General features: G+C 69.9%; 15 protein-coding genes. 8 read left to right on the top strand and 7 right to left on the bottom strand.

Features of this window, described 5'->3' with window-relative positions; translation table 11 throughout:
* Positions 1-197: 197 nt before the first annotated feature.
* The gene (locus tag Saso_RS18560) at positions 198-509 is read right to left on the bottom strand and encodes a hypothetical protein (RefSeq protein ID WP_189923694.1); all 312 of its coding nucleotides are present in this window, start codon (positions 507-509) and stop codon (positions 198-200) included.
* A gap of 287 nt (positions 510-796) precedes the next feature.
* Between Saso_RS18560 and rpsF the strand changes: the two genes are divergently transcribed.
* The 4 genes from rpsF to rplI all read left to right on the top strand — a co-directional run bounded on the left by rpsF (position 797) and on the right by rplI (position 2,549).
* The gene (gene rpsF, locus Saso_RS18555) at positions 797-1,087 is read left to right on the top strand and encodes a 30S ribosomal protein S6 (RefSeq protein WP_006604399.1); all 291 of its coding nucleotides are present in this window, start codon (positions 797-799) and stop codon (positions 1,085-1,087) included.
* 78 nt (positions 1,088-1,165) lie between these two features.
* The gene (locus Saso_RS18550; RefSeq protein WP_189923695.1) at positions 1,166-1,765 is read left to right on the top strand and encodes a single-stranded DNA-binding protein; all 600 of its coding nucleotides are present in this window, start codon (positions 1,166-1,168) and stop codon (positions 1,763-1,765) included.
* 82 nt (positions 1,766-1,847) lie between these two features.
* Complete coding sequence (gene rpsR, locus Saso_RS18545) at positions 1,848-2,084, top strand: 30S ribosomal protein S18 (RefSeq protein ID WP_020130672.1); 237 nt, start codon at positions 1,848-1,850, stop codon at positions 2,082-2,084.
* Between the two features lie 18 nt (positions 2,085-2,102).
* Entirely contained in the window at positions 2,103-2,549 is a 447-nt protein-coding gene (rplI, locus tag Saso_RS18540) for a 50S ribosomal protein L9 (protein WP_189923697.1), read from the top strand.
* A 101-nt stretch (positions 2,550-2,650) separates the two neighbouring features.
* On the opposite strand, the gene Saso_RS18535 is transcribed toward rplI, so the two are convergent.
* The gene (locus Saso_RS18535; RefSeq protein ID WP_189923699.1) at positions 2,651-3,988 is read right to left on the bottom strand and encodes an MATE family efflux transporter; all 1,338 of its coding nucleotides are present in this window, start codon (positions 3,986-3,988) and stop codon (positions 2,651-2,653) included.
* Positions 3,989-4,446: 458 nt separating this feature from the next.
* Here Saso_RS18535 and dnaB point away from each other — a divergent pair, with 458 nt between their 5' ends.
* Positions 4,447-5,925: a replicative DNA helicase gene (gene dnaB, locus Saso_RS18530; RefSeq protein ID WP_189923701.1), complete on the top strand. Its 1,479-nt coding sequence runs from the start codon at positions 4,447-4,449 to the stop codon at positions 5,923-5,925.
* Positions 5,926-5,984: 59 nt separating this feature from the next.
* Entirely contained in the window at positions 5,985-7,370 is a 1,386-nt protein-coding gene (locus Saso_RS18525; protein WP_189923703.1) for a serine hydrolase domain-containing protein, read from the top strand.
* A gap of 57 nt (positions 7,371-7,427) precedes the next feature.
* Here Saso_RS18525 and Saso_RS18520 read toward each other — a convergent pair whose 3' ends face one another.
* Both Saso_RS18520 and Saso_RS18515 read right to left on the bottom strand, forming a co-directional pair.
* On the bottom strand, positions 7,428-7,880 hold the full coding sequence (locus Saso_RS18520) for a GNAT family N-acetyltransferase (RefSeq protein ID WP_189923705.1): 453 nt from the start codon (positions 7,878-7,880) through the stop codon (positions 7,428-7,430).
* Positions 7,881-7,890: 10 nt separating this feature from the next.
* Positions 7,891-8,364, bottom strand: coding sequence for a MarR family winged helix-turn-helix transcriptional regulator (locus Saso_RS18515; protein ID WP_189923707.1), 474 nt, complete (start codon positions 8,362-8,364; stop codon positions 7,891-7,893).
* 143 nt (positions 8,365-8,507) lie between these two features.
* Between Saso_RS18515 and Saso_RS18510 the strand changes: the two genes are divergently transcribed.
* Together Saso_RS18510 and Saso_RS18505 are read left to right on the top strand one after the other, a co-directional pair.
* Positions 8,508-9,737, top strand: a complete 1,230-nt coding sequence (locus tag Saso_RS18510) for an MFS transporter (protein ID WP_189923709.1) — start codon at positions 8,508-8,510, stop codon at positions 9,735-9,737.
* 145 nt (positions 9,738-9,882) lie between these two features.
* Positions 9,883-10,302 carry a GlcG/HbpS family heme-binding protein gene (locus tag Saso_RS18505; RefSeq protein ID WP_189923711.1) on the top strand — a complete coding sequence of 140 codons (420 nt, stop codon included), beginning with the start codon at positions 9,883-9,885 and terminating at the stop codon, positions 10,300-10,302.
* 146 nt (positions 10,303-10,448) lie between these two features.
* On the opposite strand, the gene Saso_RS18500 is transcribed toward Saso_RS18505, so the two are convergent.
* The 3 genes from Saso_RS18500 to Saso_RS18490 all read right to left on the bottom strand — a co-directional run bounded on the left by Saso_RS18500 (position 10,449) and on the right by Saso_RS18490 (position 12,952).
* Positions 10,449-11,315, bottom strand: coding sequence for a GNAT family N-acetyltransferase (locus tag Saso_RS18500; RefSeq protein WP_189923713.1), 867 nt, complete (start codon positions 11,313-11,315; stop codon positions 10,449-10,451).
* A gap of 161 nt (positions 11,316-11,476) precedes the next feature.
* Positions 11,477-11,959, bottom strand: coding sequence for an NUDIX domain-containing protein (locus tag Saso_RS18495; RefSeq protein WP_189923714.1), 483 nt, complete (start codon positions 11,957-11,959; stop codon positions 11,477-11,479).
* Positions 11,960-12,046: 87 nt separating this feature from the next.
* Complete coding sequence (locus Saso_RS18490; protein ID WP_189923715.1) at positions 12,047-12,952, bottom strand: LysR family transcriptional regulator; 906 nt, start codon at positions 12,950-12,952, stop codon at positions 12,047-12,049.
* Positions 12,953-12,989 lie beyond the last annotated feature (37 nt).

Below are 12,989 nucleotides of genomic sequence, written 5' to 3'. Positions count from 1 at the left end.
GCTGGTGTGTCCCCATGGGTACAGGGGCTCCGGCTCTCGCGCCGAAGCCTACTGCGCCTCGCGAGCGGCCTGACTGGGCGTACGGAACCTTCGCCCCGGCCCGTGCGCGGCCGGGGCGTTCCGTCCTGATTCGTAGGTGTCCTACGTGCCGTCCGGCGCGAGCGGGGTCCGTGGTGCGTACCCCGGCGCCGCCGGGGTCACCAGAGTCCGCCGAAGAGGCCGCCGTTGGCCATGCCGATGAAGAAGCCGACACCCGAGGCTCCGAGACCCAGGATCAGGCCGAAGCGTTCACGGGTGGTCTCGGAGATCCACTGCCCGTACGCGCCGGTCAGGATCCCCACCAGGCCGGCCCAGGAGCTGAGCAGATGCAGGCTGTGGAAGAACGAGGTGATGAAGGCCGTCACCCCGAGGACCAGCGTCACCGCGAGCAGGGCGTCCTGGAGCGGATGAGGTCGGCCGTCGGTGGCGAAGAGAGATCCGGCGGTATTGGGTCGCAATGCCTGTGCCATGGGGCACCTCCTGCGGAAGGCGGCGCATCGTAGCGCCATACACACCCGACGTGTACAGACTGACGGTCATCCACGCCGGATTTCAACCGGAAGCGTGTGTGCAGGTAGTCTGTACCGTCTGCACCGGTGTCTGCCCAGGCCTAGCCAGGGTGTCCGTCCAGGTCACAGCAGGGAAGTCGGCTACCGACCCCCGATTGTCAGTGGCGGCCGATACCGTTGCGTACGCATCACAACCCTCCTGCCACGGATCGACCGTGGCCGCTGAGTCCAAAGGAGGTGGGTTCCACATGCGTCACTACGAAGTGATGGTCATCCTCGACCCGGATCTCGAGGAGCGCGCTGTCTCCCCGCTGATCGAGAACTTCCTGTCCGTCGTCCGTGAGGGCAACGGCAAGGTGGAGAAGGTCGACACCTGGGGCCGTCGTCGTCTCTCGTACGAGATCAAGAAGAAGCCCGAGGGCATCTACTCGGTCATCGACCTGCAGGCCGAGCCTGCGGTCGTCAAGGAGCTCGACCGCCAGATGAACCTGAACGAGTCGGTCCTCCGGACCAAGGTCCTCCGTCCCGAGACCCACTGAGCTCTCCAGCTCAGCTGATCTCGGGATTCTGAGTAGCAGCACAAGCAGCCAGCAGCAAACCCGCCGAGAGGTTCCCCCATGGCAGGCGAGACCGTCATCACGGTCGTCGGCAATCTTGTCGACGACCCCGAGCTGCGCTTCACCCCCTCCGGTGCGGCGGTCGCGAAGTTCCGTGTCGCGTCCACTCCCCGCACCTTCGACCGTCAGACGAACGAGTGGAAGGACGGCGAGAGCCTGTTCCTGACCTGCTCGGTCTGGCGCCAGGCGGCGGAGAACGTCGCGGAGTCGCTCCAGCGAGGCATGCGCGTCATCGTGCAGGGCCGGCTGAAGCAGCGGTCCTACGAGGACCGTGAGGGCGTCAAGCGCACGGTCTACGAACTGGACGTCGAGGAAGTCGGCGCCAGCCTGCGCAGTGCCACGGCCAAGGTCACCAAGGCCTCCGGCCGCGGTGGCCAGGGCGGCCAGGGTGGTTACGGCGGCGGTGGCGGTGGCGGCCAGCAGGGCGGCGGCTGGGGTGGAAACTCCGGCGGCGGCCAGCAGGGCGGCGGTGCTCCCGCCGACGACCCGTGGGCGACCGGCGCTCCTGCCGGTGGCAACCAGGGCGGTGGCGGCGGTGGCGGCTGGGGTGGAAACTCCGGCTCCAGCGGCGGCGGCTACTCGGACGAACCCCCCTTCTAGGCCCCGTTCGGGCCCGGTTCCGGGCTCGGACAGGTCGAGGGCGGGTCGTATCCCCACTTCTTGATCACACAGGAGAAACACCATGGCGAAGCCGCCTGTGCGCAAGCCTAAGAAGAAGGTCTGCGCATTCTGCAAGGACAAGGTCACGTACGTGGACTACAAGGACACGAACATGCTGCGGAAGTTCATTTCCGACCGCGGCAAGATCCGTGCCCGCCGCGTGACCGGCAACTGCACGCAGCACCAGCGTGACGTCGCCACGGCCGTCAAGAACAGCCGTGAGATGGCGCTGCTGCCGTACACCGCCCAGGCGCGATAAGGGAAGGGTGACCGACTAATGAAGATCATCCTCACCCACGAGGTCTCCGGCCTCGGTGCCGCCGGCGAAGTCGTCGACGTCAAGGACGGCTACGCTCGCAACTACCTGATCCCGCGGAACTTCGCGATCCGCTGGACCAAGGGCGGCGAGAAGGACGTCGAGCAGATCCGTCGTGCTCGCAAGATCCACGAGATCCAGACCATCGAGCAGGCCAACGCTGTGAAGGCCCAGCTCGAGGGCGTGAAGGTCCGTCTGGCCGTGCGCTCCGGCGACGCCGGTCGTCTCTTCGGTTCCGTCACCCCGGCCGACATCGCTTCCGCGATCAAGGCTGCCGGTGGCCCCGAGGTCGACAAGCGCCGCATCGAGCTCGGCTCGGCGATCAAGACCCTGGGCGCCCACGAGACGTCCGTGCGTCTGCACCCCGAGGTTGCCGCCAAGGTCAACATCGAGGTTGTCGCGGCCTGATCGCCGCGCTCTGCTGAAAAGCTGAGAAGGGGCCGCACCCACCGGGTGCGGCCCCTTTCATCTGCTCGTTCCAGGTCATCTGCTTGTTTCACGTGAAACGCTCAGCGGGTGGCGCCGGTGATGACCCAGCGGCCGGAGCGTGCGCGCAGCCAGAGCGTGAGCATCCGGACCGCCATCATCAGCGTCATCGCTCCCCACACCGCGGTGAGGCCGCCGCCCAGCACCGGCACCAGCAGGGCCACCGGTGCGAAGACCGCCAGGGTGAGCACCATGGCCCAGGCGAGGTAGGGGCCGTCGCCCGCTCCCATCAGTACGCCGTCCAGGACGAAGACGATGCCGCAGACGGGCTGGGAGAGCGCCACGACGAGAAGGGCCGGCAGCGCGGCGTCCCTCACCGCAGGATCGCCGGTGAAGAGCGGCAGGAACAGCGGGCGGGCCACCACGACCAGCAGGCCCAGCACGACACCCACGGCGATGCCCCACTCGACCATGCGGCGGCAGACATCCCGGGCTCCTTGGGCGTCGTCGGCGCCGAGGTACCGACCGATGATGGCTTGCCCGGCGATGGCGATGGCGTCGAGCGCGAAGGCCAGCAGACTCCACAGGCTCAAGGCGATCTGGTGCGCGGCGATGTCGTCGTCCCCGAGGCGGGCGGCCACCGCCGTGGCGATCATCAGGATCGCCCTCAGCGAGAGGGTGCGCACCAGCAGGGGCACCCCGGCCTGGGCGGAGGCCCTGATGCCCTCGGCGTCGGGGCGCAGCGATGCTCCATGGCGCCGGGCGCCCCGGATCACCACCGCGAGGTAGACCGCGGCCATGCCCCACTGGGCGATCACGGTCCCCCAGGCGGATCCCGCGATGCCCAGGCCGACGCCGTACACGAGGCCGGCGTTCAGGACGGCGTTGGCGACGAAGCCGGCGACGGCGACGTAGAGCGGCGTCCTCGTGTCCTGAAGTCCGCGCAGGACACCGGTCGCGGCCATGACGACGAGCATCGCCGGGATGCCGAGTGCCGAGATGCGGAGATAGGTGGTCGCGTAGGGGGCAGCCGCGTCCGAGGCGCCGAAGAGCTGGACCAGGGCGGGGGCTGTGGGCAGGACGGCCGCGATCACCGCGGCGCCGAGCAGCAGAGCCAGCCAGATGCCGTCCATGCCCTGCCGGATGGCTGCCGGAAGATCACCGGCACCGACCCGTCGCGCGACGGCGGCGGTGGTCGCGTAGGCGAGGAAGACGAAGACGCTCACGGACGTCATGAGAAGGGCCGAGGCGACTCCGAGTCCGGCCAGCTGGGCGGTGCCCAGATGGCCGACGATCGCGCTGTCGGCCAGGACGAACAGCGGTTCGGCGACCAGTGCGCCGAAGGCCGGAACGGCCAGTGCGACGATCTCCCGATCGTGCTGTCGCCGAGCGGCCGTGGGGGGCGCGGGAGCCTGTGTCATGAGCATCAATCTAATCGTCCACAGGTAAGAGATGCAATTGCCATGTGACCCTTACCTCTCTTCCGGTCGCGCCTCCTCTCGCGCGCCGTTCGAAGAGATCTTGGCCCGACCGGGCAACTTTTTCTTACGCACAGCCCGTGGATGGCGAAAGTGCAGGTCATAGAGGCTTCGTAAGAAAAGTCGAGGGCTTGTTCACAGGGCTGTCCACCGGGTCGTGCACAGGTTTTGCGCAGTTGTCCACAGCATCGGGGCCGTCGTCCACATGGCCTGTGGATAACCAGATTGGCTGACGGTGCCCGCGGGCCTACCGTGGTCCGGCGTGCGCTCCGTCCGTCGGCTGGCCAAACCCTCATAAACCCGACGCGTCACAACCGGAGTTGGCGCTCTTATTTGTCAGTGCCGTGCCGTAGAAAGAAGGCATGGCGAGGTCCGCTCGGCGGACGGGAGGAGGTTGCTCGGTGAGCATTTCCGAGCCCTTGGACGACCCGTGGGCCGACAGCGGGCCCAGTGATCGTCTGCCTCCGGCCCGCCGGCGTGGCGACGGCGGGCGCGGCCGGGACGAACAGCACGACCGCGGCCGCGACAGCGGCGACTGGGAGGGCGGTGGCACCGCCTTCGAGCGGGTGCCGCCGCAGGATCTCGATGCCGAGCAGTCCGTCCTGGGCGGCATGCTGCTGTCCAAGGACGCCATCGCCGACGTGGTGGAGGTCCTCAAGGGACACGACTTCTACAAGCCCGCGCACGAGACGATCTTCCAGGCGGTCCTGGACGTCTACGCCAAGGGCGAGCCGGCCGACCCCATCACCATCGCCGCGGAGCTCACCAAGCGCGGAGAGATCAACAAGGTCGGTGGCGCGTCCTATCTGCACACCCTCGTGCAGACGGTGCCGACGGCCGCCAACGCCGAGTACTACGCGGAGATCGTCCACGAGCGCGCCGTACTGCGTCGTCTGGTCGAGGCCGGCACGCGCATCACCCAGATGGGATACGCCGGTGACGACGACGTGGACGAGATCGTCAACCGGGCCCAGGCCGAGATCTACGCGGTCACCGAGCAGCGCACCAGCGAGGACTACCTCCCGCTCGGCGACATCATGGAGGGCGCCCTCGACGAGATCGAGGCCATCGGCTCACGCAGCGGTGAGATGACCGGGGTGCCCACCGGCTTCACGGACCTCGACTCGCTCACCAACGGTCTGCACCCGGGTCAGATGATCGTCATCGCGGCCCGTCCCGCCATGGGCAAGTCGACGCTCGCGCTGGACTTCGCGCGCGCCGCGTCGATCAAGCACAACCTGCCGAGCGTGATCTTCTCCCTGGAAATGGGGCGCAACGAGATCGCGATGCGTCTGCTCTCCGCGGAGGCCCGCGTCGCCCTGCACCACATGCGCTCGGGCACGATGACGGACGAGGACTGGACCCGCCTCGCGCGCCGGATGCCCGAGGTGTCCTCCGCGCCGCTGTACATCGACGACTCCCCGAACCTGTCGATGATGGAGATCCGCGCGAAGTGCCGTCGGCTGAAGCAGCGCAACGACATCAAGCTCGTGATCATCGACTACCTCCAGCTGATGCAGGCCGGTGGCTCCAAGCGCTCCGAGAGCCGTCAGCAGGAGGTCTCGGACATGTCCCGTAACCTCAAGCTGCTCGCGAAGGAGCTGGAGGTGCCGGTGATCGCCCTCTCGCAGCTGAACCGTGGTCCCGAGCAGCGCACGGACAAGAAGCCGATGGTGTCCGACCTGCGTGAGTCCGGCTCCATCGAGCAGGACGCCGACATGGTCATCCTGCTGCACCGCGAGGACGCCTACGAGAAGGAGTCCCCGCGCGCCGGCGAAGCGGACATCATCGTGGGCAAGCACCGTAACGGCCCGACGGCCACCATCACCGTGGCCTTCCAGGGCCACTACTCGCGCTTCGTGGACATGGCCCAGACCTGATCCGCGCGGGCGGCGGGATGTGCTCGACGCCGGCCGCGCGGCCGGGGTGGACTGGGATCATGACGACATCTCAGGAAGAGCTGCTGCCCGGTACCCGGCGTGCGCTCCTGCATCGGATCGCGACGGCCCAGGCCGAAGGGCGGGCCCCCTCGCTCGTGGCCGCGGTCGTACGGGACGGGCGGGCCTTGTGGCACGGCGCACGGACCTCGGTCGACGGCCACGGTCCGGACGAGAACGTGCAGTACCGGATCGGCTCGATCACCAAGACCTTCACCGCGGTGCTCGTGCTGCGGCTTCGCGACGAGGGCCTGCTCGACCTGGCCGAGGCACTGGAGAAGCACCTGCCCGGCACGGGGGCGGGGGAGGCCACGGTGGCCGAACTGCTGGCCCACACCGGAGGGTTGGCGGCCGAGTCGCCCGGGCCGTGGTGGGAGCGGACCCCGGGCTCCCTGCGGCCCGAGCTCGCCGACGTGCTGGGGGACGGCACCGCCCTGCATCCCACCGGCCGCCGGTACCACTATTCGAATCCCGGATACGCGCTTCTGGGCGCCCTGGTGGAAGAGCTCCGTGGCGCGCCGTGGGAGGAGGTCCTACGGCGTGAAGTGCTCGAACCTCTGGGCCTCGCCCGCACGAGCGTCCGGCCGCAGGCTCCCGCCGCGGGCGGCTGGGCGGTGCATCCCTGGGCCGACGTGATGCTGCCCGAACCCGCCGAGGACTTCGGGCGGATGGCCGCGGCGGGCCAGCTCTGGTCCACGACCGCCGACCTTGCCCGTTTCGCCGTGTTCCTCGCCCGGGGTGACGAGCGGGTACTGAGCGCCGAGACCCTGCGGGAGATGTCGACGCCCGCGGCTCCGGCCGGGCCGTCGGACGTAGTGGACGGTGCCGCGTACGGGCTCGGCCTCCAGATCCAGCACCGGGACGGCCGGTTGCTCGTGGGCCACTCCGGCTCGGTGCCGGGATTCCTCGCGACCCTCACCCTCGGCGTGGCCGACGACGTGGCCGCGGTGGTGCTGGCCAACTGCACGGGCGGACTCATGACGTCCCAGGTGGCTGCCGATCTCGTCCGTATCGTCGCCGAGGCCGAGCCGCGGATGCCGGAGCCCTGGCGCCCGCTGCGCGAGGTGGATCCTTCGGTGCTGGCGCTGGCCGGCCAGTGGTACTGGGGAGCCTCCCCCTGTGCCCTGCGGGTGACAGCCGACGGGCTGGTCTGTCTGGAGCCGCTGTCCGGCGCGGGCCGGCGCTCCCGGTTCAGGCCGAACGGGGACGGCACCTGGACCGGTCTGGAGGGCTACTACGCCGGTGAGCTCCTGCGGGCCGTACGGCGGCCGGACGGGACCGTGGACCACCTGGACCTCGGCTCCTTCGTGTTCACCCGGCAGCCGTACGACGAAGGGGCCGCTGTGCCCGGCGGGGTCGACCCACAGGGCTGGCGGGGTATCGGCTGACGGCAGGCCGGAGCGTTGTGTCCTGTTTCACGTGAAACAGGACACAACGCTCCGGCCTCAGAGCTGCAGTTTGAAGCCCACGTGGGAAGCGACGAAGCCGAGGCGCTCGTAGAAGCGGTGGGCGTCGGTACGGGCGGTGTCCGAGGTCAGCTGGACCAGCTGACAGTTCTCCCGCCGTGACTCCTCGATCGCCCATTCGATGAAGCGGGTGCCCAGACCGCTGCCACGCTCGTCGGCGTGGACCCGCACCCCTTCGATGATCGACCTGGTGGAGCCGCGGCGGGACAGTCCGGGGACGATCGTCAGCTGAAGGGTTCCGACGACGCGGCCCTCACGGACGGCGACGACGAGACGCTGGTTCGGGTCGGCGCTCAGCCGCTCCAGGGCCGCCAGATAGGGGCCGAGGTCGTCCGGCGACTCGCGCTGCGCCCCCAGGGGGTCGTCGGCCAGCATGGCGACGACGGCGGGGATGTCGTCGGGAACGGCGGCCCGTATTTCAAGATCTCCCATGCCTGCGACCCTATGCGCCCATGGCGGGCACGGGTGCTTTCAGTGACTCCACGACCCGTACCAGCGGGGCCAGTTCAGGGTTCCTGGCGGCTTCGTCGAGTGCCTCGCGCAGTGCGGCGTCATTGGTGGGGCGGGCTTGGGCCAGGAGCTTCAGACCGGCTTCGGTGACATTGGTGTAGATGCCTCGGCGGTCGGTGGGGCACAGATAGCGCTCGAGCAGTCCGCGGTCCTCCAGGCGGGTCACGAGCCGGGTGGTCGCGCTCTGGCTGAGCACGACCGCGTCGGCCACCTGCTTCATCTGGAGATGCCCGCCTACGCCTTCGTGCTGCCGGCTCAGCACGTCGAGCAGGGAGTACTCGCGCACGCTGAGGTCGTGTCCGGCCTGGAGCGCGCGCTCGATGTGGGCCTCGATCCTCCCGTGCAGCAGGGAGAGGGCGCACCAGCCCTGGGCGAGGGCGGTGAGCGCGGGGTCCGTGGCAGTCATGGGGGTTCTCCTCCGTCCCGGAGCGGCTGTCACCAGGATAGAGCAATTCTGCAATAGACGGCGTTTGCATATAGCCAGCGTCTGCAACTATTGTGAACGCACGCAAAGCGCATCTGCAATCGTCTGGGAAGGGTGTTACCCCTATGCCTCTCGCGCTTCTGGCTCTCGCGATCGGGGCCTTCGGCATCGGAACCACCGAGTTCGTGATCATGGGGCTGCTGCCCGAGGTCGCGGGCGACTTCGGCGTCTCCATCCCCACGGCCGGCCTCCTCGTGACCGGCTACGCGCTCGGTGTCATGTTCGGCGCCCCGCTGATGACCGTCCTCGGCACCAAGATCTCCCGCAAGCGGATGCTGATGCTGCTGATGGGCCTGTTCATCGTCGGCAACCTGCTCTCCGCCGTCGCGCCGTCGTTCACGGTGATGCTGATCGGCCGGGTGGTCGCCTCGCTCGCCCACGGCGCGTTCTTCGGCATCGGATCGGTCGTCGCCGCCGACCTGGTCGCCCCGGACAAGAAGGCCGGAGCCATCGCGATGATGTTCACCGGCCTGACCGTCGCCAACGTCGTGGGCGTCCCCCTGGGCACCCTCGTCGGACAGACCCTGGGCTGGCGCGTCACCTTCGCCCTCGTCGCCGCACTCGGTGTCGTGGGACTCGCCGGCATCGCCCGGCTCGTACCCGAGATGCCCCGGGCCGAAGGCGTTAGTCTGCGCCACGAACTGGCCGCCTTCAAGAACGCCCAGGTGCTGCTCGCCATGGCGATGACCGTCCTCGGTTTCGGCGGTGTCTTCGCGGCGATCACCTACATCGCGCCGATGATGACGCACGTGGCCGGCTTCGCCGACGGTTCCGTCACCTGGCTGCTGGTCCTCTTCGGGCTGGGCATGGTCGGCGGCAACCTCGTCGGCGGCCGGTACGCGGACCGCGCGCTGATGCCGATGCTGTACGTCTCCCTGGGCGCCCTGGCGGTCGTCCTGGCGCTCTTCACGCTGACCGCCCACGACAAGGTCCTCGCGGCCGTCACGATCGTCCTGATCGGCGCCCTGGGATTCGCCACCGTTCCACCGCTCCAGAAGCGGGTCCTGGACCAGGCCCACGGCGCGCCGACCCTGGCGTCCGCGGTCAACATCGGCGCCTTCAACCTCGGCAACGCGCTGTCCGCCTGGCTGGGCGGCCTGGTGATCGCCGCCGGCCTCGGCTACACCGCCCCGAACTGGGTCGGCGCCGCCCTCGCCGCGGGCGCGCTGCTCCTCGCCCTCGTCTCGGCCGCGCTGGAGCGTCGCGACAACGCCCGCGGTGGCGCCGACGCCGTACCGGGCGCCGTCGTCGCCGGGGGAGCGCCCGCCGAGCGGTACCCGGCCGTCCAGCGGTGACGTCCGGCCCCGCCCGGGCCTGAACCGTCCGGACCGGGCCGGCACCCGGGCCGGCGTTTGTGGTGCACCGTGCCCGCGTCCGTCCCCGAACCCCCCGAACCACCGGCGCCTTCGCGCCCCGCCCCCTCACAAGGAGAACTCCCCCATGAGCACCACCGCCCTCGCGCCGCTGACCGTCCACGACGCCGAAGCCCTTGTCACCGCCGCCCACCGTGCCGCCGAGGCCGCCGGGGTCACGGTCAGCGTCACCGTCCTGGACGCGGGCGGTCACCTGCTGGCCTTCCGGCGTGACGACCGGGCCGTCCTGATCTCCGGTGAGACGAGCACGCGCAAGGCGTACACCGCGCTCCAGCTGAACGCCCCCACCGCCGAACTCGTCGACGCCGTGCAGCCCGGTGGCCCCTTCCACACTCTGCCCACCGCGCTCGACCGCCCGCTGCTGTTCATCGCCGGTGGTGTGCCGGTGCGCCGCGACGGCCGTCTGATCGGCGCGGTCGGAGTCGGCGGCGGCGCGCCGGAGCAGGACCACGCCTTCGCCACGGCCGCCGTGGAGACCCTCGTCTGACCCGGCACGCCCCGGAGAACGCCGGTTCCGCCTTCGCGGGGGACCGGCGTTCCGCCGTAGGTCCGGCCGTCACGGCACCGGTCCGTCCGCGTTCCCCGGAGGCGACCCGTCACCGGGCGCACCCTCCGGGTGCCGGATACGGGATTTCAGCCGGCCGCCACGGTCAGCGGCGCGAACCGGCGGCGCCAGTCGCCCGGCAACTCGGCGATCCCCTGGCTCATCACCGCGTTGAAGGCCACGGACTCCAGGCCCCGCGCCTTCACCCAGGTCAGCAGCTCCTCGTGCCGTACGTCGATGTCGGTGCGCAGCGGTCGGTCGGTACCGGCGGCGAGGGAGGCCAGCAGGGCCTTCGCGGTCTCCGTGTCCCTGGCGATCAGCGGGCCCACGACCTGGGTGTCCATGTTGGGCCAGGCGGCCGCGTATCCGATGACCCGGTCGCCTTCCTCGGCGACCCGCAACTGGTCGGCGAAGGCCGGAAGACGGGTGATCACATGGGTGCGGTCGCTCCCGAAGACCTCCTCGTCCAGGCGGAGGATCGCCATGAGGTCCTCGGCCGTGGCCGCACGGGTGACGACGTCCGAAGCAAGCTCGTCCGGCGTGAAATGCCCACGGACCATCTCCGCCCGGCCGGTGACCTTGAAACCGAGCTCCTCGTAGAGCGGCCGGCCGTTCGGTGTGGCGTGCAGGGTCAGCGGAGTGGTGCCCATCAGCGACATGACGTGCCGCATCAGCCGGCGGCCGATGCCCTGCCGGGCGTAACGCTCGGCGACCAGGACCATGCCGATGGCACCGAGGCCGGGGCGGCCGTGCGGGCCGTACTCGGTGACGACGCAGGCGCTGACGAGACCTCCGTCGGGGGCGTCGATGCCGTACCCCTTCCCGGCGGTGAGGAGGAAGCCCCACTTGTGCTCCTCGCGCGGCCACCCCCGGTCCTCGGACAGGTCCGCGCAGGCCGCGAGATCGCGGGGCGTCAGACGACGGATGGGCAGAGCGGTGAGAGAAGGAGTCGGCACGCAGGTCAGGCTGTCCGACCGGTGCCGTCGGCGTCCACCTGTTTCCCGTCGGACGTACGTGCTTTTGGCCATGTCAGGCTCTGCCGCACCAGGAGGTGCCGACGATGCGGTGTTTCACGTGAAACAACGACGTACGACAGCCAGGGTGCGGGCCCGGGCCCTCAGCCGAGGTCGGGTGCGTGCATGGCGCGGACGCCCTCGATGTTGCCGTCGAGGTAGTGCCGCAGGGACAGCGGCACCAGGTGGACCGAGGCGATGCCGACCCGAGTGAACGGCACCCGGACGATCTCGTACTCCCCGGCGGGTTCCTCGATCTCGGGGCCGTGCCGCAGGGCCGGGTCCATGGATTCCAGACGGCAGACGAAGAAGTGCTGCACCTTCACGCCGGTCGCACCCCCGTCCTCACCGATGTGCTCCACGGTGTCGACGAAGCAGGGCACCACGTCGGCGATCTTGGCGCCCAGTTCCTCGTACACCTCACGGTGCAGGGCGTCCACGACGGTGGCGTCGTCCGGTTCGACCCCGCCACCGGGCGTGACCCAGTAGGGATCGACACCGGGCTTGGTGCGTTTGATCAGGATCAGATGGTCGCCGTCCAGCAGAACGGCTCGTGCGGTGCGCTTGACCACGGGTCGGACGGTCATGGGAGAAATGTGGCCCCGCTGGTTCCACGTGAAACATCGCGAGCGGCACCGGGCAGGCTCGGTGCGTCAGAGCGCCCGGAATCCGGGTCAGTACCACGCGGCAGCCGTCTCCAGCAGCCATTCATGGGCCCGCGCGACCTGCGGCATCGCCAGGGTCCCGGTGCGCACCACCAGCACGTAGGTCCGCAGCGGCGGTACCGCGGGCTCGTGCAGGGCGACGACGTCACCGTTGTCGAGGGCGGCGGCGCACAGATAGCGCGGCAGGACCGCGAGGCCGGCACCCGCCACGGCGCAGGCCAGGACCGCGCGCAGGTCGGGAACGATCACGGTGCCCGAGGCGGTGGGGCGGGCGTCGAAGACGGAGGCCCAGTAGCGGGAGACCAGGGGCAGGGACTCGTGCACCTCGACGACCGGGAGGTTGTCCAGGGCGGAGGCCCCCTTGCGGCACAGCTTCCCGGAGTCGATGTGCTCCTCCCACCGAGGGGCGGCCACCAGTATGTGTTCCTCGTCGCACAGCGGAGTGGCCGTGAGCAGGGTCCCGCGCGGCCGCGCCGTGCTGATCGCGAGATCGTGGTGCCCGGCGGCCAGGCTCTCCAGCACCTCCTGCGCGTTTCCGAAGGAGGCGCGCAGGGCGAAGCCCTGGCCCTCGCCCTGGGACAGCCGGGAGAGCGCGGGAAGGGCCCGCTCGGCGGTGAACTCCGGTGGGCCGGCGAGGTGGAGGGTGCGCACGGCGGACTCGTCGTCGAGGCCGGTCTCGGCGATCTCCACCAGGGCGTCCAGATGGGGCGCGGCCTTGTGGGCCAGTTCGTCGCCGATGCTCGTCGGCGTGACACCGCGCGCCTGCCGCAGGAACAGCGGACGGCCCAGCTGCCGTTCCAGGGTGCGGATCTGCGAGGTGACGGCCGGCTGGGACAGCCCCAGCAGAGCCGCGGCGCGAGTGAAGGAGCCGGCCCGGTGCACGGTCACGAACGTGCGCAGCAAGGCCAGATCCATGGAGCGTCCTCCCGTTTCCCGCCCTTCCTCCTGCTCC

Source organism: Streptomyces asoensis, assembly GCF_016860545.1.
Taxonomy (GTDB): Bacteria; Actinomycetota; Actinomycetes; order Streptomycetales; family Streptomycetaceae; genus Streptomyces; species Streptomyces asoensis.
Note: the sequence above shows the minus strand (reverse complement) of the source record. Positions and strands in the feature narration are given on the sequence as shown.